Origin of the sequence: Streptomyces sp. NPDC048442 (assembly GCF_040651475.1) — a bacterium.
In the GTDB taxonomy this organism is placed as follows: Bacteria; Actinomycetota; Actinomycetes; order Streptomycetales; family Streptomycetaceae; genus Streptomyces.
Map to the genome: position 1 here is coordinate 100,823 of NZ_JBEZKB010000001.1, position 18,920 is coordinate 119,742.

Genomic DNA, 18,920 nt, shown 5'->3' on the forward strand with positions numbered 1-18,920 from the left:
GGGTCACGGAGCGACGGCGCGGTGACGGCGGCGGGTGCGGCGCCAGTACGAGCGGGTGGCGACGGCGAGGGCGGCGCCGTAGACGGTGAAGCCCGCCAGCCCCATCCAGCCGACCAGCAGGGCGTCCGCACCGGGACCGAAGTCGCCCGCCGTGAGCTCCACCGCGCCGAACGAGGCCAGGACCAGATACCCACCGCCGAGCAGACCGTACGGGAGCAGGGTCGCGGCACCGATCACCGCCGGAGTGAGCAGCAGCAGGCGCGGCACCGGCCGGCCCGCGAGGAACGGGATCCAGCGGGGGAAGACCTCGCCCCACGGCCGTACCAGCGCGAACAGCAGAAGACAGCCGAGCGCGGCGAGCAGGGCGGTCGGGTCGAGGCCCCGGGCCTCCAGGGCGAGCCACAGCTCGGAGGCCCCGTTGCGGCGGGAGGCAGCCAGCACCTCCGCGCCGGAAACTCCGGCGAAGGTTCCGCCGGTGGCCCAGATCGTCTTCATGACCGCGTACGGGAGGAAGGCGATCACTCCCGCCCGGGCGGCGAGGCGCACTCGGCGGGACGGACGCTCCTGCCCGGTCACCGATTTCACTGAACTCCCCTTTGCTGTACGGGCGTTGGCGGCCAGTATCAGCGCGCCGAGCAGTCCGAGGGTGTGGTGCGCGGTGGCGGGCAGGCTGTCGGGGAGGGCGCCGGTCAGCAGGGCGATCACGTCCATCAGCAGGCTGAAGCCGGACACCAGGGACAGTGCGGCGAGGACCCACAGCACCCGCCGCGCGACGGGCCCGGCAGCGGCGAGGGCCGCCCCTGCGGCGCATGCCGCCACGGCGACGGCGAGCCAGTTCAGCGCCGCGGGTGCCGGGTGCGGTCCGATTCCGAAGAGCGGGGCCCCGGCGGCGTAACATCCGGCGGCGAACGCCGCGTGCACTGCGGCCCAGCAGAGCAACAGCCGCCGAAGCAACAGCGACTCTCGGCTTCCGGGGCCGGCCCCAGGTGTGGCGCCGGTCACAACTCCGTGTGTGATGTCGGTCATGCCGCCACGTTCGCACCGTGGGCGGCGCCGCCGCGTCAGCCCTGCGGCCAGGGCTTCTCCGCCGCTCGGGGGAGCTTCCCGTACTCCCGGTACGGGTGCCAGCACCACCCTCCCACCTGCGGAAATCCTCCAGTACTGCGGTATCACGCAGGAGTTGGCCCCGTGGTGTGACGCCCGGGAGGGCGTCCTCTTTCTACCTTCCACTGCATCAGGACGTACGCCGTGAAGCGCGGCGGAGCGCAATGGAGAGGGCGGGGACATGCACCGGTTCAGGAGGACCCTGGCGGCCGTCGCCGCCGTGACGGCCATGATCGGGGGCACCGCCGGGTGGGTCTCCGCCGACTCGCAGACCGCCGTCACCGGGCCGCCGCCGGGCACCGCCGCCTGGCGGAGCGAGGGGCTGATCGACCCGGTCGCCGCCACTCCGCACCAAGTGGCCGCGTTCTTCCGCGGGTTGGGTGAGCGGGAGCGGCGTGATCTCGTACGCCGTCATCCGCTCGTGGTCGGCAACCTGGACGGTGCACCCGTCGAGCTGCGGTACGCCGCCAACCGGGCGGGCATCGCCGCCGACGGCCGGTTCGCCAGGCTGCTCGCCCCCGGGAAGCAGATCCTCGCCTTCGATCCGCGGGGGCGGGGCCAAGTAGCCGAGGTGTACGGGGACTTGACCCGGTCGAAGCATGTGGCGGTGGTCGTTCCCGGGTCGGACATGGACGCCGCGACGTACGACCGGGCGAAGGATCCGTACGGCACTCCGGCCGGGATGGCCAGGAGCCTGCGTACGGCAACAGGCCACGGTGACACGGCGGTTGGCCACGGTGACACGGCGGTTGGCGACGGTGACACGGCGGTTGTGGCCTGGGTCGGCTACACCACGCCCGTCGGCGTCGGCATCGACGCCGCCACCGGCTCTCTCGCCGAGGCGGGGGCCGAGCGGCTGACCCGGTTCGCCGACGGGCTCGACGCGGTCGGTGCGAACGACCCCGCCGTGTTCTGCCACAGCTACGGGTCGGTGGTCTGCGGGATCGCCGCACCCCGGCTGGACGCCGCCGACATCGTGGCGTTCGCCTCGCCCGGAATGCGGGTGGACAGCGCGGGCGAACTGCGGACCGGGGCGCGGGTGTGGGCGGCGAAGGACCCCACCGACTGGATCGACAGCGTGCCGAACGTGCAGGTGCTGGGGGTGGGGCACGGGGCGGATCCGGCGGCGGCAGAGTTCGGGGCGCGGCAGATTCCGGCGGCGTCGGCGCAGGGGCACACCGGGTACTTCGCGCCGGGAACGGACTCGCTTCGCGCGTTCGCGGCGATAGCGGAGGGGCGGATTCCTGGCGGAGGCGGTGGGGCGGGTGAGTAGGGCGCGGGGCGGTGGGTGGTGCGGGTTGCCTGCGGCGCCTGCCCCTCCCCGCCCCTTCCCGCTGTGACACTTTGCGGCTCCGCCGCGTGGCGCTCGCCGCGGGGCTGTGCACGGACTGCGTCCGCGCGTCCTCACACGCCGGACGGGCTGAATACCTCCCACCGAAGGAACCCCGATGAGCCTCGCCGCCCTCGCCGCCAAAGTCGACGCCCGTACCCCCGCCCACCGTGACCGTGCCATCGACGGGCTGCGGGCCCTCGCGCTGCTCGCCGTGCCCACCGGGCACTGGCTGCTCGGTGGGTTCACCGTGGACGCCGACGTCGGGTCGCTGCACAACGCCAGCCCCCTCTCCTCCTTCACCGGTCTCGCCCCCGCCAGCTGGATCCTCCAGATGCTGGGCATCTTCTTCCTGGTCGGCGGCTACGCCTCCGTCCTCTCGTACAACAAGCGCAAGGGGTCGAGCGCCGAGTGGCTGAAGAGCCGGCTGGTGCGGCTGGGGCGGCCCGTTCTCGGGGTGACCGCCGTCTGGGCACTGATGATCCCCTTTCTGTACGGCCTCGGGGTGCCCGAAGCCACCCTGCGCACCGGCGCGAAACTGGTGGTGCAGCCCCTGTGGTTCGTCGGCGTGTACGCGGCGATCACCGCCCTCACCCCGCTGTGCATCCGCGTCGCCCGCCGCATGGGCGCCTGGTCCGCGGCCCCGCTGATCGGCTCCGTCGCCGTCGTCGACTTCCTCCGGTACGGCCCGTACGCCGATGCCGTGCCCTCCTGGCTGAGCCTCCTCAACCTGCTGCCCGGCTGGCTCTTCGCGTACCAACTCGGCGTCGCCTGGGGCGAGAAGAGGGTGAGCAGGAAGACCGCTTACGTCCTCCTCGCGGGCGGCACCGCGCTCTTCGCCGCGCTCCTGCTCGCCTTCCACTACCCGGCGTCGATGGTCGGCGTCCCCGGTCAGGGCCGCACCAACTCGCACCCGCCGTCGCTGCTCGTCCTCGCCCTGGCCGCCGCGCAGAGCGGTGCGGCGGTCCTGCTCCGCGACCGCATCGCCCGGGTCCTGCGGCACCCGGCGCTCTGGGCGCCCGTCGTCGTCATCAACCTCTCCGCGATGACGATCCTGTGCTGGCACCAGACGGCGATGCTCGCCGCCGCCGTCCCCGGCTCGTACCTCGGTACGATCCCCGGCCTGACCTCCGCCCCCGACACGCTGGGCTGGCTCGCGGCGCGGATCGCGTGGCTGCCGCTGTTCGCGGTGCTGCTGGTCGTGATCGGGAAGCACGCACGGGTCTTTGAACACCCGACGGGCAAGGGGCTGAACACGACGAAGGCCCGCCGGACAGTCGCGGGACTGCTCGCGGCGGGCTTCACCGTCTTCGCGCTGGGGCTGGCGTGAGCCCCGTGAGCCTGCCTACTCCCGGCCGGCCGACGTGAACCTCATGTCCGCGTACCGCCCGCCCGAGACCTGCCCGGCGATCGGATCGAGCAGCGCCAGCTCGTCGGCGCCGAGGACCAGTCGGGTCGCGGAGGTGTTCTCCTCGACGCGGGTGCGCCTGCGGGTCCCCGGGATCGGGACCACCGACAGCCCGTGCACCTGCGCCTGCTGCTGCACCCAGGCCAGTGCGACCTGGCCCGGTGTGATGCCGCGGGCGCGGGCGATCTCGCGCACGGGGTCGAGCAGCGCGCCGTTCGTCTCGGCGTTGGCGCCGTTGAAGCGGGGCTGGTGGCGGCGGAAGTCGTCCTCGCCGAGGTCCTTCTCGGCGCTGGCGAAGGCTCCGGTGAGGAAGCCGCGGCCGAGCGGCGAGTACGCGACGAGGGTCGCGCCCACCTCGGCGACCGCCGGTACGACGCCCGCCTCGATGTCCCGGCTGAACAGTGACCACTCCGACTGCACGGCCGCGATCGGGTGCACGGCGTGGGCGGCCCGCAGCTCGCTGCCGGTCACCTCGCTCAGCCCGAGCTGCTTGACCTTGCCCGCCGCGACCAGCTCGGCCATGACGCCGACGGTCTCCTCGATCGGGATGTTCAGGTCGCGCCGGTGCATGTAGTAGACGTCGATGACGTCGACGCCGAGACGGCGCAGGCTGTCGTCGATGCACGTGCGAATGTAGTCGGGGTCGTTGCTGATGAACCGCTTCGTGTTGTCGTCCGGGTCGATGGCCAGCGCGAACTTCGTGGCGATGGTGATCTCGTCCCGGTGCGCGGCGACGAACGGTGCGAGGAACTTCTCGTTCTCGCCGTCCGCGTAGGCGTCCGCCGTGTCGTACAGGGTGACGCCCAGCTCCAGCGCCCGCTCCAGGGTGGCCCGCGCCTCGCCGGCGTCGGTCGGCCCGTACGCGAAGCTCATGCCCATGCAGCCGAGGCCCTGGATGCCGACCTCGGGGCCGTCCGCGCCGAGACGGGTGGTGGCAATGCGATCCGTGTTGCTCATGTGGTCTTCAGAACCTCTCCGACGCCCGGCGGGCATCCGCATAGACGTCGATCTTGTAGTCGAGTACGGCGAGGGTGTCCCGGAGCTCCTCGATCCGCGCCCGTACGGCGCGCCGGGTCTCCTCCAGCAGCTCCTGCCGGGCCTCGAAGGTGTGCTCGCCCTCGCGCACCAGCTCCGCGTACCGCACCATGTCGGCGACCGGCATCCCGGTCAGCCGCAGCTTGCCGACGAGGGCGAGCCAGTCCAGGTCGCGGTTGCGGAACCGGCGTTGACCGGTGTGCGAGCGGTCGACGTGCGGCATCAGGCCGATCCGCTCGTACCAGCGCAGGGTGTGCGCGGTGAGCCCGGTGACCTGGGCCACCTCGCTGATCGTGTAATGGTCACGGCCCTCGGGCAGGGGATGCCCGCCGCCGGGGCCGCAGGTGAGCAAAGAGAGCGGCGGGTGGTCCGAATCGGCCGGTATCCGTACGGGACTGCTGTCGATCACCGTCATGGACTCCACGCTAAGACCTTGGAGTGCACTCGAAGCAAGGGGATCCTGGCAGCAATTCCTCCGGGCCTGACTCGCCTGACCCGGAGGCGGCCCCGCCGCGTGGGCGCGAGCAGCCACGACGCACCCGCGCGACGGCCCACCGGCCCGCCCCGTGTCGGGGGCGGGTGCCCGGTTACGCTCGTGGGCATGCAGAGCGTGACGATGATCGAGTCCTGGCCGGTGCCCACGGCCGCCACAGCCGTCGTACGGGCGGACGGCACCGTCCTCGCCTCGCACGGCGCGACGGCGCACCGCTTCCCCCTCGCCTCCGTCTCCAAGCCCCTCGGCGCCTACGCGGCCCTGGTGGCGTACGAAGAGGGCGCGATCGAGCTCGACGAACCCGCCGGGCCCCCCGGCTCCACGGTCCGCCACCTGCTCGCCCACACCAGCGGCCTCGCCTACGACGAGCCCCGCGTCACCTCCGAGCCGGGCACCCGCCGCCTGTACTCCAACGCCGGTTTCGACGCGCTCGGCGACCACATCGCCAAGGCCACCGAGATCCCCTTCGGCGAATACCTCCGCCAGGCGGTCCTCGACCCCCTCGGCATGGCCGCCACCACCATGGACGGCTCCCCCGCCAGGGACGGCGTCTCCACGGTCGACGACCTCGCCCGCTTCGCCGCCGAACTCCAGGCCCCGCGCCTCCTCGACCCCCGTACGGTCGCCGAGGCCACCCTCACCGTGCACTACCCCGGCACCAAGGGCGTCCTCCCCGGCTTCGGCCACCAGAACCCCAACGACTGGGGCCTCGGCTTCGAGATCCGCGACTCCAAGTCCCCCCACTGGACGGGCAGTTCGGCCTCCCCACGCACCTTCGGCCACTTCGGCCAGTCCGGTACGTTCCTAATGGTCGACCCCGACGCGGGCCTCGCCGTCGTGGCCCTCACGGACCGCGCCTTCGGCCCGTGGGCGGCGGAGGCCTGGCCGCCCTACATCAACGCGGTACTCACGGAGGCGCGCTCCGTCTGAGTACGCATACTCAGGAACCCAGAGATGCCTCCTCCTAAGATCGTTGCTATTGCCAATCGGCGGCGCATGCCGGTGTGACCTGTATCGGGAGGCAGGGCAGATGGCCTGGGACGAATGGGAACAACTCAAATCGGAATCGGCGGGCCGCAGCCCCGACGGTCCGACGTCAGGGGGCCAACAGGCCGACCTCAAGTCCAGCAAGCAGGCCTGGCTCACCGCCAGCGAGGGCGTCGGTTCCCTTCGCGCCAGCATCGGCTCCGCCCTCACCAAGCTCCGCCAGGGCCAGGCTGGGCTCACCACCGACCCCGGCTGCCTCACCGCCGCACAGCGCGAGGTGTACGGCTCCCTACGCCACGCTCACGGCAGTGAAGCCAACGGAGTTCGAGCAGGCCGCGGACGGATACCGGACAGCGGGACAGATGGCCCAGGCGGCGAAGGACCACCTCACCAACGTGGTCGGCACGGGTATGAACAGGGACCTGAAAGGCAAGGCCCTCGAAGCCGCCCGGGGTGAACTCGGCGAACTGGTCAAGGACTTCCACTACACCCAGACCGAGTGCGGTGTCCTGTACACCGCACTCATGGGTTTCGCGTACGACATCGGGTCCGCGAAGCGGAAGCTGGAAGCGGCGGTCGCGGACGCCCGCGCCGACAAGCTCACCATCAATCCCGACGGATCGGTCAACTACCCCGCGGGTCCCGGCAAGACGGACGGAAAGACCGTGGAGGGCGGTACCGCGCGCGGCGCCACCTCCTCGTCCGCGCAGGCGATTTTCGACCAGGCGGCCAGATTCGATCCGAACCCCCTCTACGGTCCGGCCCAGGCGATCGCCAGCCGGGTCGTGGCCGCACTGGAGGAGGCGACGGCAGCCGACGAGAAGTGGGCCCCGAAGCTCCGCGCGCTGAAGGCCGACGACGACCTGACCGTCTCGGACCGGGACTGGCGCGACGTCACCTCGGACACGGACGGCGTACGCGGCGCCGCCGGCTCCTACCTCGCGACCCTCGACGCGATCCCCAAGGAGGGTTCGGCCAATGACAACGCCCAATGGTGGAAGGAGCTTTCAGCCGAGGAGAAGTCCACCCTCCTCGCCATGCAGCCCGCAGCCATCGGCGCGCTCAACGGCCTCCCCGCCGACGCCCGCGACGAGGCGAACCGCATGGTTCTGGCACAAGCCCAGGGCGCGACCCAGCAGCGTCTCGACGCCTGGATGGCCAAGGAGCCCGACCGCTACAGCCCCTACCTCAACCCGATGACGGGCCGGACCGTGCCCGGCGCCTTCGTGACGACTCCCCAGTGGACCGAGTGGGACAAGCAGCGGAACGTCCTCAAGGGTCGGATCGACGGCATGAACACGATCCAGGACCGCTTCTCACGGACCGGCGAGAGAGGACTTCCCGAGGCATACCTGCTGGGCTTTGACGCCGAGGGGAAGGGCGGCGACGGAAGGGTCATCCTGGCCAACGGAAACCCGGACACGGCCGACCACACCGCGGTGTACGTGCCGGGAACGGGAACGAGACTGGAGGGCATCTCCGGTGATCTGGAACGGGGGGAAAGGCTCTGGGTGAAAAGCGACGGCGTGACCCGCTCCAGCAACGTCTCCACCATTACGTGGTTCGACTACGACGCCCCACGTTCGGCAATTCCGGGCGAGAAGGGCGACACTCTTCCGGAAGCCATGTTCGACGACAGGGCAGCCGATGGCGGCCCCGTCCTCAGGGATTTCCTCGACGGCAATCGGGCCGCACACATGGAGTCCACAGGAGACGCCGGTCACAGCACGCTCATCGGACACAGCTACGGAACCACCGTGATCGGCGACGCCGCCAAGTCCGGCGGCTGGCCGGACGGCCCGCTGCCCGTCGACGACGTACTGGTTGCAGGAAGCCCCGGAATGCAGGCTGACCGCGCCGGAGACCTGGGCATCCCACCAGGCCACATGTGGGCTATGGGCGGGGAGGGCAACGACACTGCCGTCCGAGAGGGTGGCAGATGGTTTGCCGGGCTCGGCGACAACTGGACCATTCCCACCGACCCCGCGTTCGGCTCGAACGTACTCACCTCGGATGCGAAGGACCACAGTGCGTTCTGGGACGAGAAATCTCTTTCCCTGGAACAACAGGCGTATGTCATCACGGGGCAGTACGAGAGGACGAGAGTTGAATAGGGCTCTCAAAGCAACGACGGCCACACTCGCGACAGCTCTGATTCTGGGAGGATGCTCGAAGGTGAGCGCTGAGAAGACCCCCGCCCCGGTACGCCCGGAAGCCGACGTGGAGAAGCGTGTCACCGGCGCGTCGAACGAGCTCTTCAAGTTCATCGGCCTGAAAGGCCAGACGAAACGGACCTATCCGATGCGCCTGCCCTGCTCGGACTATCCGGCCGATGCTCCCGCGTTCCGTTTGGAACACACTTGGCTCTTCTGGGGTGCACCGGAAGAGCAACTCAAGGAATCCATGGACCGGCTGCGCAAGCAGCTACCGGCAAACAACTGGAAAATCGTCAAGGACGGCCGGGACGGCAGCCAGGCCAACGCGCCCCAGATCATCGCCGACTCCGGCGACGGCCAGGTGTCCGCAGACCTGCGCCTGTTCACCAGGCCGCCCGACGGCGAGTACGGGTCGGAGATCCAGGTCGTCGTCGCCTCCCGGTGCTACGGCGCAGAACCCACGAACTCACCCCCACCGCCCACCCCCTGAGACCCCTGGCCCTCCGCCCAGCGTTGCAGCGGAAACACGGGCGGCGACTGCGTCGAGGTGGCAGACGGATTCGCCCACGCGGTCCCGGTCCGCGACGGCACGGGCCGCGCCGGTCACCGGGCCGCACCTCACGAGGTGTCTTCGTGGGCGTCGTCCGCCGACGATTCGGATACCCTCCCACCCGACAACCGGCGCACAGTCCAACGGGTGGGAAAGAAGATGCACGAGGGTACGGCGACAGGCGGACAGTTCCACCCGCTGGAGGACAACGACCCCCGCACGGTGGCGAGTTACCGCATCGCGGCACGGCTCGGGGCCGGTGGGATGGGGCAGGTGTACCTGTCGTACACGCCCGGCGGCCATCCGATCGCCGTCAAGGTGATCCGGCCGGAGCTGGGCGAGGACCCCGGGTTCCGCCAGCGGTTCCGGCTGGAGGTGCAGGCGGCGCAGCGGGTGCAGGGGCTGTACACCGCGCCCGTCATCGACTTCGACACCGAGGGCGGCCGGCCCTGGCTGGCTACGGCGTACGTTCCCGGGCCCTCGCTCGCCGTGGCCGTGTCCGAGCACGGGAAGTTCCCGGCGGCGACGGTGCTGCGGCTGCTCGCCGGGATGGCGGAGGCGCTGAAGGTCATCCACAGTGCGGGCATCGTGCACCGGGACCTGAAGCCCGCGAACGTACTGCTGGCTTCCGACGGGCCCCGGGTCATCGACTTCGGGATCGCGCGGGCCGCTGACGCGACCGCGCTGACGGGGACCGGGGTCACGATCGGCACCCCCGCGTTCATGTCGCCGGAGCAGGCGGCGGGCAAGGAGGTCGGCCCGGCGTCGGACATCTTCGCGCTGGGGCAGGTGGGTGTGTACGCGGCGCTCGGCAACACGGCGTACGGGGAGGGCAATTCGCACGCCGTGCTGTACCGGATCGTGCACGAGGAGCCCGATCTGACCGGGCTGCCGGAGGAATTGGGGTTCCTGGCGCGGTGTCTCGCGAAGGACCCGGCGCAGCGCCCTGAGCCCGCCGAGATCATCGAGCTGTGCCGGGCCGCGTCCTCAACTCCGCTGAGTCAGCGCGGGAGTTGGCTGCCGGAGCGGATGTCAGAGGACATCGAGATGCGGACGAGGGCCTCGGCTCAGATGCTGACGTCGATGTCGGCGAAGGCCGAGAGCCCCGACGGGTCGCCGTCGTCCGCGGCGAGCGCGCCGACCGCCCCCGGTGATCTCCGTACCCCTGTGGCCGCGTCACAAGCGACGCCTCCGGCTGCGGCTCCGGCGGCCCCCGCCGCTCCCCCGGCCCCGCCCGGCCTCGCCCACCACCCGACGGCCGCGGCCGCGCACACCCCGCCCCCGTACCCCGGCTCGTACCCGGCGCAGAACCAGGCCCCGCAGCCGGGCGGACCCACCTACCCCGGTACGTACCCCGGCCAGCACCCCACCGCGCCCCCGCCGCACAGCCTGCACGCCGCGCCCTACCCGATGCAGCCCCAGCCCGGCTGGGCGCCGCAGCCCCCGCCCAAGAAGAAGATGGGCGGCGGGGCCATCGCGCTCATCGTCATCGCGGCGGTCCTGCTCCCCGTCGGCGGCTGCGCCGCGTACCTCGCCAACCTGGCGACCGACGCCGCCAAGAAGGACCGGCGCAGCAGTGCCTCGGCCTCGGGTTCCGCCGGCAGCAACAGCAAGTCCCGCCCCGACCCCAAGCCCGTCACGTACAAGGGCGTGAACCTGACGAAGAACTACTACCTCCGGTTCTCCGACTCCCCGCCCAAGCCGATCAGCTCCAGCGACGCCGCCTACGAGGACGACTCGGACTTCTACTACTGGAGCTCGGAGCGCTACCTGGGCAGCCACGGCGAGAAGATCTCCCTGCTGAACAACTCCCAGAAGGGTTCCCTGCAGACCTGCCGCAACGAGACCCGCTTCACCGAGCGCCTCACGATCAGCCAGGTCTCCTCCGGTTCGCAGATCTGCGTGCACACGGAGTCGGGCCACATCGGCCTGGTCACCTTCCGCGGCAGGTCCTCCGCCTCCGACCCCAGCGACTACGTCACCCTGGACCTCACGCTGTGGCGCAACGCCGAGGAGCCCGCCGGCTCCGGCTACTAGCCGCCCTGCCGCCGGCCAACCGGCTACTGGTCAGCCGGCTGCCGGCCACCTGGCTACCGGCCCCCGAGGATCTCCCACACCAGCACCTCCGACGGCGCGCAGGCGGCAAGCTCCAGGCCCGCCTCCCCGCCCGTCCGCACCGAGTCCCCCGGCCCCAACTCCTCGCCGCCGCAGGCCAGTTGGCCTCGTACGACATGGACGTACGAGGTCTCCGGCAGCGCCGCCCGCTCGCCCGCCGCCAGCCGTCGCACCCGGAGCACCGCACCGGCCGCCGGCACTTCGTACGGGGTGGCGTCGTCGATCCGTCGTACCAGCTCGTACGCGGGGTCGCCGCCCGGGGCGAGCGGGGCCAGCCACATCTGGACGAAGACGAGCGGCACGTCCCCCGCGTTGCGCTCGACGTGCCGCACCCCGTCCGCCGCGCTCAGGTGCTGGACGTCTCCGGGGCGTACGACCGTGGCGTGACCCGCGGAGTCGAGGTGCGTCAACTCGCCCTCGACCACCCAGGTGACGATCTCGGTGTGGCTGTGCGGGTGCTCGTCGAAGCCCGCGCCGGGGGCGAGGCGCTCCTCGTTGCAGGCCAGGAAGGGCCCGAAGCGGAGGTTGTCCGGGTCGTAGAAGTGGCCGAAGGAGAAGGCGTGCAGGGACTCGATGCCGGTGGCCTGGTCACCGCCGCGGTAGCGGTCCGCGGAGCGTCGCATGGAGATCACGGGGACCACGGTAGCCCCGGCACATGGGGCCGGCCGCCGGATAAGGCAGTCTTGTCCCCGTGCCCCGACCCGATCCAGACCAGCAGCCCGAGCAGCAGCCCGAGTCCGTAGTGCCCTCTCCCCACCCGCACTCCTCCCACCCGCACTCCGCGACTCTCAAGCGTCTGGAGCGCTCCGCCGGCAGTCTCGCCGCGAGCGCCATCGCGCGGATGGACGCGACGCTGCCCTGGTACCGGGCGATGCCGCCCGAGAACCGGTCGTGGATCGGTCTGGTCGCCCAGGCGGGTATCGCGGCGTTCACCGAGTGGTTCCGGCATCCGGAGACCCCGCAGGCGATTTCGACGGACGTCTTCGGGACCGCGCCGCGCGAGCTGACGCGGGCGATCACCCTGCGGCAGACCGTCGAGATGGTGCGTACGACGATCGAGGTCATGGAGTCGGCGATCGAGGAGGTCGCCGCCCCCGGCGACGAGTCGGTGCTGCGGGAGGCGCTGCTCGTCTACGCGCGGGAGATCGCCTTCGCGACCGCCCAGGTGTACGCGCAGGCGGCGGAGGCACGCGGGGCCTGGGACGCCCGTCTCGAATCGCTCGTCGTGAACGCCGTGCTGTCCGGCGAGGCCGACGAGGGGGCCGTGTCCCGGGCCGCCGCCCTCGGCTGGAATTCGCCGGAGCACGTCTGTGTGGTCCTGGGCACCGCCCCCGACGGCGACTCCGAGCTGACGGTGGAGGCGATCCGGCGGGCCGCCCGGCACGCGAAGCTGCAGGTGCTGACCGGGGTGCTCGGTTCGCGTCTGGTCGTCATCGCGGGCGGCAACGACAATCCGCTGCACGTCGCGAAGGCGCTGATCGGCCCTTACGCGGCCGGGCCCGTGGTCGCGGGACCGATCGTGCCGGACCTCCTCGCGGCGACGAAGTCCGCGCAGGCGGCGGCCGCCGGGCTCAAGGCGTGCACCGCCTGGCAGGACGCCCCGCGGCCCGTTCTGGCGGACGATCTGCTGCCGGAGCGGGCGATCGCCTCCGACCCTGCTGCCAGGGACCAGTTGGTGGAGGAGATCTACAGACCGCTGGAGGAGGCCGGGTCGGCGCTCCTGGAGACACTGAGCGTGTATCTGGAGCAGGCGTCCAGTCTCGAAGGGGCGGCGCGGATGCTCTTCGTGCACCCCAATACCGTGCGCTACCGGCTGCGACGTGTGACAGACGTCACCGGCTGGTCACCCTCCGACGTCCGGTCGGCCTTCACACTTCGTATCGCCCTGATCCTGGGGCGTCTGGCCGACGGCGACTCGCCGTCCTAGACTTTTGTTGGATACAAACAATTCCCCCGTCGGTTCTTCGTCCCAGTCCCCACGGGCAGAAGACGCCGCCCACAAGAGAGAGTGTGAGGGTGCTCGTACTCGTCGCTCCCGGCCAAGGCGCTCAGACGCCCGGCTTCCTGACTCCCTGGCTCGACCTTCCCGGTGCGGCCGACCGCATCGCGGCCTGGTCCGACGCCATCGGGCTCGACCTTGCCCACTACGGCACGAAGGCCGACGCCGACGCCATCCGTGACACCGCCGTCGCCCAGCCGCTGCTGGTCGCCGCCGGTCTGCTCTCGGCGTCCGCGCTCGGCGACATCTCCTCCGCCGGCGCCGTCGCCGGGCACAGCGTCGGTGAGATCACCGCCGCCGCGTTCGCGGGCGTACTGGCCGAGGAGGCCGCGCTCCGTTTCGTACGGACGCGTGGACTCGGCATGGCGGAGGCCGCCGCCGTCACCGAGACGGGCATGGCCGCCCTGCTCGGCGGCGACCCCGAAGTGACGATCCCGCACCTGGAGCGGCTCGGCCTGACTCCGGCGAACGTGAACGGCGCCGGCCAGATCGTCGCCGCCGGCACCGCCGAGCAGATCGCCGCACTGGAGGCCGACAAGCCGGAGGGGGTGCGCCGCGTCGTGACCCTGAAGGTCGCGGGTGCGTTCCACACCTCGCACATGGCCCCCGCGGTCACCGAACTCGGCAAGGCCGCCCAGGAGCTGGAGGTCTCCGACCCCACCCTGACGTACGTCTCGAACGCCGACGGCAAGCAGGTCACCGCCGGCGCCGAGGTCGTCTCGCGCCTGGTCAGCCAGGTCTCCAACCCGGTCCGCTGGGACCTGTGCATGGAGACCTTCCAGGAGCTGGGTGCGACCGCGATGATCGAGGTCTGCCCCGGCGGCACGCTGGTCGGGCTGGCCAAGCGCGCCATGCCGGGCGTCAAGACCCTCGCGCTCAAGACCCCCGACGACCTCGACGCGGCCCGCGCGCTCCTCGCCGAGCACGCGGGCGCGTAAGGAGCGAGCAGCATGTCGAAGATCAAGCCCAGCAAGGGCGCTCCGTACGCACGCATCCTCGGTGTCGGCGGCTACCGTCCCACCCGGGTCGTGCCCAACGAGGTGATCCTCGAAAAGATCGACTCGTCCGACGAGTGGATCCGCTCGCGCTCCGGCATCGCCACCCGCCACTGGGCCTCCGACGAGGAGTCCGTGGCGATGATGTCGATCGAGGCCTCGGGGAAGGCGATCGCCGACGCCGGGATCTCTCCCGAGCAGATCGGCGCAGTCATCGTCTCCACCGTCTCGCACTTCAAGCAGACCCCGGCCGTCGCGACGGAGATCGCGCACAAGATCGGCGCGGGCCGGCCGGCCGCCTTCGACATCTCCGCAGGGTGCGCGGGCTTCGGCTACGGCCTGACCCTCGCCAAGGGCATGGTCGTCGAGGGTTCTGCCGAGTACGTGCTGGTCATCGGCGTGGAGCGGCTCAGTGACCTGACCGACCTGGAGGACCGCGCGACGGCCTTCCTGTTCGGTGACGGTGCGGGCGCGGTCGTCGTGGGCCCCTCCCAGGAGCCGCACATCGGCCCGACCGTGTGGGGTTCCGAGGGCGACAAGTCCGAGACGATCAAGCAGACGGTCTCCTGGGACAGGTTCCACGTCGGCGACGTCTCCGAGCTGCCGCTGGACAGCGCCGGTGAGATCAAGTTCCCGGCCATTACGCAGGAGGGCCAGGCGGTGTTCCGCTGGGCCGTCTTCGAGATGGCGAAGGTCGCCCAGCAGGCGCTGGACGCGGCCGGGATCTCCGCCGACGACCTGGACGTCTTCATTCCGCACCAGGCCAACATGCGGATCATCGACTCGATGGTGAAGACTCTCAAGCTGCCGGAGCACGTCACGGTCGCCCGTGACATCGAAACCACCGGCAACACCTCGGCCGCCTCGATCCCGCTCGCGATGGAGCGGCTCCTGGCGACCGGTCAGGCGAAGAGCGGGGACACCGCCCTCGTCATCGGCTTCGGGGCGGGTCTCGTGTACGCCGCTACGGTCGTTACCCTCCCCTAGGGCACGTGTCGCTTCATAACCGACACCGTCCGCACCTCTTTACCCTCTGATTCACACATACCGAAGGAGCGCCACCATGGCCGCCACTCTGGAGCAGATCGTCGAAGGTCTCGCCGAGATCGTCAACGAGATCGCGGGCATCCCGCAGGAGGACGTCCAGCTGGACAAGTCCTTCACCGACGACCTGGACGTCGACTCGCTGTCCATGGTCGAGGTCGTCGTCGCCGCTGAAGAGCGCTTCGACGTGAAGATCCCCGACGAGGACGTCAAGAACCTCAAGACGGTCGGCGACGCCGCCAACTACATCCTGAAGCACCAGGCCTGACCAGGCCTGTAGCGCTGTCTCGCCACCCGGCGGTGGCGCCGTGAAAAATTCCCCCTCTACACGTGGAGAAAGAATTCCTGTGAGCCCGACCAATCGCACCGTGGTCGTCACCGGTATCGGCGCAACAACCCCGCTGGGTGGCGACGCCGCATCGACCTGGGAAGGTCTGCTGGCCGGCCGGTCCGGCGTCAGCCCCCTGGAGGGCGAGCGCTTCGCCGAGCTGCCCGTGCGCATCGCCGCGCAGGCGGCGGTGGACCCGTCCGAGGTCCTGCCGCGCCCGCTCGCCCGCAAGCTGGACCGCTCCGCGCAGTTCGCGATCATCGCGGCCCGCGAGGCGTGGGCCGACGCCGGTTTCACCGCGAAGGCCGGTGAGGACGAGAACATCACCCCCGAGCGCCTCGGCGCGGTCGTCTCCTCCGGCATCGGCGGCATCACCACTCTGCTCGACCAGTACGACGTGCTGAAGGAGAAGGGCGTACGCCGCGTCTCCCCGCACACCGTTCCCATGCTCATGCCGAACGGCCCCTCGGCCAACGTCGGCCTGGAGATGGGCGCCCAGGCGGGCGTGCACTCCGTGGTCAGCGCGTGCGCCTCGGGTGCCGAGGCCGTCGGCTACGCGATCGAGATGATCCGCTCCGGCCGCGCGGACGTCGTCATCGCCGGTGGTACGGAAGCCACCATCCACCCTCTTCCGATCGCCGCCTTCGCCAACATGATGGCGATGTCGAAGAGCAACGACGAGCCCGAGAAGGCCTCGCGTCCGTACGACACCGGCCGGGACGGCTTCGTCCTCGGCGAGGGCGCCGGCATCGTCGTCCTGGAGTCCGCGGAGCACGCCGCCGCACGCGGCGCCAGGGTCTACTGCGAGGCCGTCGGCCAGGGCCTGTCCTCGGACGCCCACCACATCGCGCAGCCGGAGCCGACGGGCCGCGGCATCGCCGCCGCCCTCCAGCAGCTGCTGGACGCGACGGGCCTCGCCCCGTCCGAGATCATGCACCTCAACGCGCACGCGACGTCCACCCCGCAGGGCGACGTCGCCGAGATCAAGGCGCTGCGCAAGGTGCTGGGCGACGACCTGGACCACGTTGCGGTCTCCGCCACCAAGTCCATGACCGGTCACCTGCTGGGCGGTGCGGGCGGCATCGAGACGGTCGCCACCGTCCTCGCCCTGTACCACCGGACGGCCCCGCCGACCATCAACGTCGACAACCTCGACCCGGAGGCGGCGGAGGCGGACATCGTTCGCGACAAGCCGCGTGCGCTTCCGGCGGAGGGGACGATCGCGGCGATCAACAACTCGTTCGGCTTCGGCGGCCACAATGTGGTGCTGGCGTTCCGGACGGTCTGATCTTTCGTACGGCAGATGAGGCCCGCCCCCGGTTTCCGGAGGCGGGCCTCATCTGCTTGTGTTGACGCGCGGGTGCGTCGTGGCTGGTCGCGCAGTTCCCCGCGCCCCTAGAAGACTGCCCCCGCAGCCTGCCTAGACGACCTGGTGGAGCCAGCGCACGGGGGCTCCTTCACCCGCGTACCGGAAGGGTTCGAGCTCGTCGTCCCACGGCTTGCCGAGCAACTTGGAGACCTCCGCCTCCAGATCGCTCTCACCGCGTACGGAGCGCGCGAGCGCCGCGCGCAGCCGGTCCTCGGGGACGAGGATGTCGCCGTGCATTCCGGTCACGGCGTGGAAGATGCCGAGCGCCGGGGTGGAGCTGTAGCGCTCGCCCTCCGCCGTGGGGCAGGGCTCCGCGGTCACTTCGAAGCGCAGCATGTCCCAGCCGCGCAGGGCGGAGGCCAGCTTGGAGGCCGTTCCCACCTTGCCCTGCCAGGAGAATTCGGATCTCCAGGTGCCGGGCGCGGCCGGCTGCCTGATCCAGTCGAGACCGACGCGCACACCGAGTACGGAGCCCACCGCCCATTCGACGTGGGGGCACATCGCGCGTGGTGCGGAGTGGACGTAGAGAACTCCACGTGTCGTCACCGGGACCTCCTGCTGTGTGGGTCGAGGTTCGCCAACACCTGCGGCCTCGTGCTCCCTGGCCATTCGGTCGAGGTGACGCGCCTGGCCGGCTCCCGAGGTTGTCAACAGTAAACAGCATCGGGAGTGAATCTCCTGAAAAGGGACAGTATGTGACGTCATGTAATTTGCCGATACCTCTGGAACGGGGCACCGGGGGTGGGGCGCTGCCGTGCTGCCGCATTGCCTGCTGCCTTGCCTGCCGCATTGCCTGCCGCGGTGGCGCCGTGGGGAAAAGCTACCGTGCGGCGTGCGCCGGGGTGTGACGTACTGTCGGTCCGAGAGCGGGGAAATACCGGGGTTTCCGGGCTTTTCGGAGGGAAGCAGAGCATGCGGGACAGCAGTCGGAACGGGTGGGGGCGCAGCCGTCGTTCGCGGGCGGGGGCCGCGGCGCTGGCAGTGCTGTTGCTCGGCGGGGCGGCCGGCTGCTTTGGAAGTACGGACGGTACGGAGGGGCCTTCGGGGTCCGCGACCAAGGCCGCGGGACGCCCGACGCCGAAACCCACTCCCACGTGGGACCGTTCGCCGGCCTCGCTCGTTGCCGTCGGTGATTCGATAACACGCGGGTTCGACGCGTGTTCGGTACTGGCGGACTGCCCGGAGGTGTCCTGGGCGACCGGCACGGACGCGGCGGTGAACAGTCTGGCGCGGCGGCTCCTGGGCGCACAGGGGGCGGTGGAGCGGAGCTGGAACCTGGCGGTGTCCGGGTCGCGCATCGCCGGCCTGCCGCAGCAGATGGAACAGGCCGTGGCGCACCGGCCGGAACTCGTCACGGTGATGACCGGCGCGAACGACGCGTGCCGCAGCTCGGTGCGGGACATGACGCCCGTCGCGGACTTCCGCACCTCGTTCGAGTCGGCGCTGCGGACGCTGCGGGCCGAACTGCCGAAGACGCAGGTGTACGTGGCGAGCGTGCCCGACCTGTTCAGGCTGTGGTCGCAGGGGCGGGACAATCCGCTCGGCAAGCAGGTGTGGAAGCTGGGGATCTGCCAGTCGATGCTCGGCGACGCGGACGCGATGGACGAGCGGGCGGTGAAGCGGCGGGACACGGTGCGGGAGCGGGTGGTGGCGTACAACCGCGTCCTCGCGGACGTGTGCGCGAAGGACACGAAGTGCCGGTTCGACGGGGGTGCGGTCTTCAACTACGCCTTCACCGGAACACAGTTGAGCCAGTGGGACTGGTTCCACCCGAGCAGGGACGGGCAGGGGCGGCTGGCGGAGATGGCTTATCGGGGGGTGGTGGGGGGCCGCTAGCGCGGGGCGGGTGGGTGGACGGGGCGGGGAGGGGCGGGCCGGTGGGTCGTCGTGCGGGTGCGTCGTGGCTGATCGCGCAGTTCCCCGCGCCCCTAAATGCCTGCCCCTTAGCCCCGAGCCGCCTTAGCCCGCTAGCCCTCTTGGGCAGCGGGGCCGCCCCCCGGGGGCGGG

The 18,920-nt window shown here is 70.9% G+C and carries 17 protein-coding genes; 12 read left to right on the forward strand and 5 right to left on the reverse strand.

The features are described from left to right. Window positions 1–3 precede the first annotated feature (3 nt). Entirely contained in the window at window positions 4–1,026 is a 1,023-nt protein-coding gene (locus tag AB0D18_RS00500; protein WP_362410402.1) for a hypothetical protein, read from the reverse strand. Window positions 1,027–1,285: 259 nt separating this feature from the next. Between AB0D18_RS00500 and AB0D18_RS00505 the strand changes: the two genes are divergently transcribed. Together AB0D18_RS00505 and AB0D18_RS00510 are read left to right on the forward strand one after the other, a co-directional pair. Further along, window positions 1,286–2,377, forward strand: a complete 1,092-nt coding sequence (locus AB0D18_RS00505; protein WP_362410405.1) for an alpha/beta hydrolase — start codon at window positions 1,286–1,288, stop codon at window positions 2,375–2,377. Window positions 2,378–2,552: 175 nt separating this feature from the next. Continuing rightward, window positions 2,553–3,764 carry an acyltransferase gene (locus AB0D18_RS00510; protein ID WP_362410408.1) on the forward strand — a complete coding sequence of 404 codons (1,212 nt, stop codon included), beginning with the start codon at window positions 2,553–2,555 and terminating at the stop codon, window positions 3,762–3,764. Between the two features lie 15 nt (window positions 3,765–3,779). Here the strand turns inward: AB0D18_RS00510 and AB0D18_RS00515 are convergent, their stop codons facing one another. Continuing rightward, complete coding sequence (locus AB0D18_RS00515) at window positions 3,780–4,799, reverse strand: aldo/keto reductase (protein ID WP_362410411.1); 1,020 nt, start codon at window positions 4,797–4,799, stop codon at window positions 3,780–3,782. 7 nt (window positions 4,800–4,806) lie between these two features. Beyond that, window positions 4,807–5,292: a MerR family transcriptional regulator gene (locus AB0D18_RS00520; RefSeq protein WP_362410414.1), complete on the reverse strand. Its 486-nt coding sequence runs from the start codon at window positions 5,290–5,292 to the stop codon at window positions 4,807–4,809. A 180-nt stretch (window positions 5,293–5,472) separates the two neighbouring features. On the opposite strand from AB0D18_RS00520, the gene AB0D18_RS00525 reads away from it, so the two are divergent. The 4 genes from AB0D18_RS00525 (at window position 5,473) to AB0D18_RS00540 (ending at window position 11,100) form a co-directional block, all read left to right on the forward strand. Further along, window positions 5,473–6,300 carry a serine hydrolase domain-containing protein gene (locus AB0D18_RS00525; RefSeq protein ID WP_362410417.1) on the forward strand — a complete coding sequence of 276 codons (828 nt, stop codon included), beginning with the start codon at window positions 5,473–5,475 and terminating at the stop codon, window positions 6,298–6,300. Window positions 6,301–6,665: 365 nt separating this feature from the next. After that, entirely contained in the window at window positions 6,666–8,471 is a 1,806-nt protein-coding gene (locus AB0D18_RS00530) for an alpha/beta hydrolase (RefSeq protein WP_362410420.1), read from the forward strand. A gap of 61 nt (window positions 8,472–8,532) precedes the next feature. Next, window positions 8,533–9,003, forward strand: a complete 471-nt coding sequence (locus AB0D18_RS00535) for a hypothetical protein (RefSeq protein WP_362410423.1) — start codon at window positions 8,533–8,535, stop codon at window positions 9,001–9,003. A gap of 219 nt (window positions 9,004–9,222) precedes the next feature. Next, window positions 9,223–11,100: a protein kinase gene (locus AB0D18_RS00540; protein WP_362412052.1), complete on the forward strand. Its 1,878-nt coding sequence runs from the start codon at window positions 9,223–9,225 to the stop codon at window positions 11,098–11,100. 53 nt (window positions 11,101–11,153) lie between these two features. On the opposite strand, the gene AB0D18_RS00545 is transcribed toward AB0D18_RS00540, so the two are convergent. Continuing rightward, the gene (locus tag AB0D18_RS00545) at window positions 11,154–11,810 is read right to left on the reverse strand and encodes a pirin family protein (protein WP_362410426.1); all 657 of its coding nucleotides are present in this window, start codon (window positions 11,808–11,810) and stop codon (window positions 11,154–11,156) included. Between the two features lie 110 nt (window positions 11,811–11,920). Here AB0D18_RS00545 and AB0D18_RS00550 point away from each other — a divergent pair, with 110 nt between their 5' ends. The 5 genes from AB0D18_RS00550 to fabF all read left to right on the forward strand — a co-directional run bounded on the left by AB0D18_RS00550 (window position 11,921) and on the right by fabF (window position 16,832). Further along, window positions 11,921–13,105 (forward strand): helix-turn-helix domain-containing protein, encoded by a 1,185-nt coding sequence (locus AB0D18_RS00550; protein WP_362412055.1) that lies wholly within the window; start codon window positions 11,921–11,923, stop codon window positions 13,103–13,105. Between the two features lie 89 nt (window positions 13,106–13,194). Further along, window positions 13,195–14,115, forward strand: a complete 921-nt coding sequence (locus AB0D18_RS00555; protein WP_362410429.1) for an ACP S-malonyltransferase — start codon at window positions 13,195–13,197, stop codon at window positions 14,113–14,115. A gap of 12 nt (window positions 14,116–14,127) precedes the next feature. Further along, window positions 14,128–15,159 (forward strand): ketoacyl-ACP synthase III, encoded by a 1,032-nt coding sequence (locus AB0D18_RS00560; protein WP_362410432.1) that lies wholly within the window; start codon window positions 14,128–14,130, stop codon window positions 15,157–15,159. A 76-nt stretch (window positions 15,160–15,235) separates the two neighbouring features. Beyond that, a complete protein-coding gene (locus tag AB0D18_RS00565) occupies window positions 15,236–15,484 on the forward strand; it encodes an acyl carrier protein (RefSeq protein WP_362410435.1) in 249 nt (82 codons plus the stop codon). Window positions 15,485–15,563: 79 nt separating this feature from the next. Then, the gene (fabF, locus tag AB0D18_RS00570) at window positions 15,564–16,832 is read left to right on the forward strand and encodes a beta-ketoacyl-ACP synthase II (RefSeq protein WP_362410438.1); all 1,269 of its coding nucleotides are present in this window, start codon (window positions 15,564–15,566) and stop codon (window positions 16,830–16,832) included. A 132-nt stretch (window positions 16,833–16,964) separates the two neighbouring features. Here the strand turns inward: fabF and AB0D18_RS00575 are convergent, their stop codons facing one another. Further along, window positions 16,965–17,459 (reverse strand): DUF3145 domain-containing protein, encoded by a 495-nt coding sequence (locus AB0D18_RS00575; RefSeq protein WP_362410441.1) that lies wholly within the window; start codon window positions 17,457–17,459, stop codon window positions 16,965–16,967. 366 nt (window positions 17,460–17,825) lie between these two features. On the opposite strand from AB0D18_RS00575, the gene AB0D18_RS00580 reads away from it, so the two are divergent. Continuing rightward, the gene (locus AB0D18_RS00580) at window positions 17,826–18,749 is read left to right on the forward strand and encodes an SGNH/GDSL hydrolase family protein (RefSeq protein ID WP_362410444.1); all 924 of its coding nucleotides are present in this window, start codon (window positions 17,826–17,828) and stop codon (window positions 18,747–18,749) included. Window positions 18,750–18,920: the final 171 nt, after the last annotated feature.

Coding starts and splice junctions, on each gene's coding strand:
- AB0D18_RS00580 (WP_362410444.1), top strand. CDS start 17,826: ATGCGGGACAGCAGTCGGAACGGGTGGGGGCGCAGCCGTCGTTCGCGG.
- AB0D18_RS00500 (WP_362410402.1), bottom strand. CDS start 1,026: ATGACCGACATCACACACGGAGTTGTGACCGGCGCCACACCTGGGGCC.
- AB0D18_RS00510 (WP_362410408.1), top strand. CDS start 2,553: ATGAGCCTCGCCGCCCTCGCCGCCAAAGTCGACGCCCGTACCCCCGCC.
- AB0D18_RS00540 (WP_362412052.1), top strand. CDS start 9,223: ATGCACGAGGGTACGGCGACAGGCGGACAGTTCCACCCGCTGGAGGAC.
- AB0D18_RS00520 (WP_362410414.1), bottom strand. CDS start 5,292: ATGACGGTGATCGACAGCAGTCCCGTACGGATACCGGCCGATTCGGAC.
- AB0D18_RS00565 (WP_362410435.1), top strand. CDS start 15,236: ATGGCCGCCACTCTGGAGCAGATCGTCGAAGGTCTCGCCGAGATCGTC.
- AB0D18_RS00505 (WP_362410405.1), top strand. CDS start 1,286: ATGCACCGGTTCAGGAGGACCCTGGCGGCCGTCGCCGCCGTGACGGCC.
- AB0D18_RS00515 (WP_362410411.1), bottom strand. CDS start 4,799: ATGAGCAACACGGATCGCATTGCCACCACCCGTCTCGGCGCGGACGGC.
- AB0D18_RS00560 (WP_362410432.1), top strand. CDS start 14,128: ATGTCGAAGATCAAGCCCAGCAAGGGCGCTCCGTACGCACGCATCCTC.